Below are 2,038 nucleotides of genomic sequence, written 5' to 3' on the forward strand. Positions count from 1 at the left end.
GTCGACCACATGCGCGGCCAGAACCTGCTGATCACCTACATCAAGGACAACTATCCCGACGGCAACATGGTCGTGGTGTCCCCCGACTCCGGCCGGGTCCGCATTGCCGAGAAGTGGGCCGACGCATTGGGCGGCGTTCCGCTGGCCTTCATCCACAAGACCCGCGACCCGCGGGTGCCCAACCAGGTGGTCTCCAACCGCGTCGTCGGCGAGGTCGACGGCCGCACCTGCGTCCTGATCGACGACATGATCGACACCGGCGGCACCATTGCCGGCGCCGTGAAATTGTTGCTTGACGACGGCGCCAGTGACGTCATCGTCGCCGCGACCCACGGCGTGTTGTCCGAGCCGGCCGCCGAGCGCCTGGCCGCATGCGGCGCTCGGGAGGTCATCGTCACGAACACCCTGCCGATCGGCGAGGAGAAGCGGTTCCCCCAGCTGACGGTTTTGTCCATCGCGCCGCTGCTGGCCAGCACCATTCGCGCCGTATTCGAAAACGGCTCAGTCACAGGACTATTCGACGGAGACGCGTAGATGGCTGGTAAGCCAGACAAAGCCGTCATCTATCACAATCCCAAGTGCACTACCTCCCGCAAGACGCTGGACCTGTTGCGCGACAACGGCTTTGAACCCACCGTCGTCGAGTACCTGAAGACCCCGCCGACCCGCGACGAGCTGGTGAACATCATCCGCGACGCGGGTATCGACGTGCGCGCCGCGGCCCGCAAGCGTGAGTCGCTCTACGACGAGCTGAATCTCGCGGACGCGAGTGATGACCAGTTGCTCGACGCCATGGTCGAACACCCGATCCTCATCGAACGACCCTTCGTCATCACGCCGAAGGGCACTCGGCTGGCCCGCCCGATCGACGCGGTCCGCGAGATTCTGTGAACCGGCTCGGCCGCCGCGTGGCCGCTGCCGCGATGGTTGCGGTGGCTTTCTGTGCGAGCGGCTGCGCCCCGAAACCGCCTGACTACCAATCGATCTTGTCGACGACCTCGACGGCCACCACAACCAAGGCGGCGGAGAAGCCGGTTCCGCTGTCGCAGTACCTGCAAAGCATCGGGGTGACCGGGCAACCGGTGGCACCCGGATCGTTGCCCGACCTGACGGTGTCGATACCGACGCCCCCGGGCTGGGCGCCGTTCACCAGCCCGAACATCAGCCCGCAAACGCTGATCATCTCGCAGGGCGGCAAGTTCCCCACGGCGCGGCTGGTGGTTTTCAAACTGAACGGTGACTTCGACCCGGCCCAAGTCATCAAGCACGGCAACGACGATGCGCAACTGTTCGAGAATTTCAAGCAGCTGGACGCCTCGGGCGCGCCCTACAACGGATTCCCCTCGTCGATGATCCAGGGCAGCTACGACCTCGAGGGTGGGATGCGGCTGCACAGCTGGAACCGCATCGTCATTGCGACCGGATCGCCGCCCGCACACCAGCGTTATCTGGTGCAGCTGACCATCACCGGCTTCGCCAATCAGGCGGCCGCACAGGCGAGCGACATCGACGTGATCATTCACGGATTCGTCGTCGCGGCAAAGTGATTCAGACGCGACGGCTAGCTTCCTGAACGAGCTGGACACGCGAGGCAAGGCCGAGCTTGGCGTAGACGTGGGTCAGGTGCGTCTGCACGGTGCGCGGCGAGATGAAAAGCCGCGCGCCGATGTCCTTATTGCCCAAGCCTTCCCGAACCAGACGCACCACATCCTGTTCCATGGGCGTCAGGGACCCCCAGCCACTGGTTCCGCGTTTGCGTTCGCCACGACCGCGCTGTGCGTAAGCGATCGCATCCTCGGTGGACATGGCCGCGCCTTCGGCCCATACTGCGTCAAAGTCGCTCTGCCCCAGGGCCTCCCGAATAGCAGCCGCAGCGACGTCGTGGTCGGCTTGATACATGGGGAAGCGAACGGCCCCCATGCGCTGCCGCATTCCTTCCGCGGCGCCCAACAGACGCGCCGCGAAGGGGTGGTTGCCGCCGCCGGCTGCCAAGTGGGCCAGGCATTCAAAGGTGTCGGGGATGCGAGCGTAGGCCTGT

At 65.1% G+C, this 2,038-nt stretch carries 4 protein-coding genes; 3 read left to right on the top strand and 1 reads right to left on the bottom strand.

Features of this window, described 5'->3' with window-relative positions:
• The 3 genes from VFW69_RS15020 to VFW69_RS15030 all read left to right on the top strand — a co-directional run.
• The coding region (locus VFW69_RS15020) for a ribose-phosphate diphosphokinase (RefSeq protein ID WP_526502300.1) at window positions 1-534 on the top strand (534 nt) is incomplete at its 5' end.
• Entirely contained in the window at window positions 535-891 is a 357-nt protein-coding gene (arsC, locus tag VFW69_RS15025) for an arsenate reductase (glutaredoxin) (protein WP_526502301.1), read from the top strand.
• Between the two features lie 32 nt (window positions 892-923).
• Entirely contained in the window at window positions 924-1,547 is a 624-nt protein-coding gene (locus VFW69_RS15030) for an LpqN/LpqT family lipoprotein (protein ID WP_526502303.1), read from the top strand.
• A gap of 1 nt (window position 1,548) precedes the next feature.
• Here the strand turns inward: VFW69_RS15030 and VFW69_RS15035 are convergent.
• Window positions 1,549-2,038 (bottom strand): response regulator transcription factor (locus VFW69_RS15035; RefSeq protein ID WP_526502302.1); only part of this gene is annotated, 490 nt, incomplete at its 5' end.

The organism is Mycobacterium sp. (assembly GCF_036273375.1).
Lineage (GTDB): Bacteria > Actinomycetota > Actinomycetes > Mycobacteriales > Mycobacteriaceae > Mycobacterium.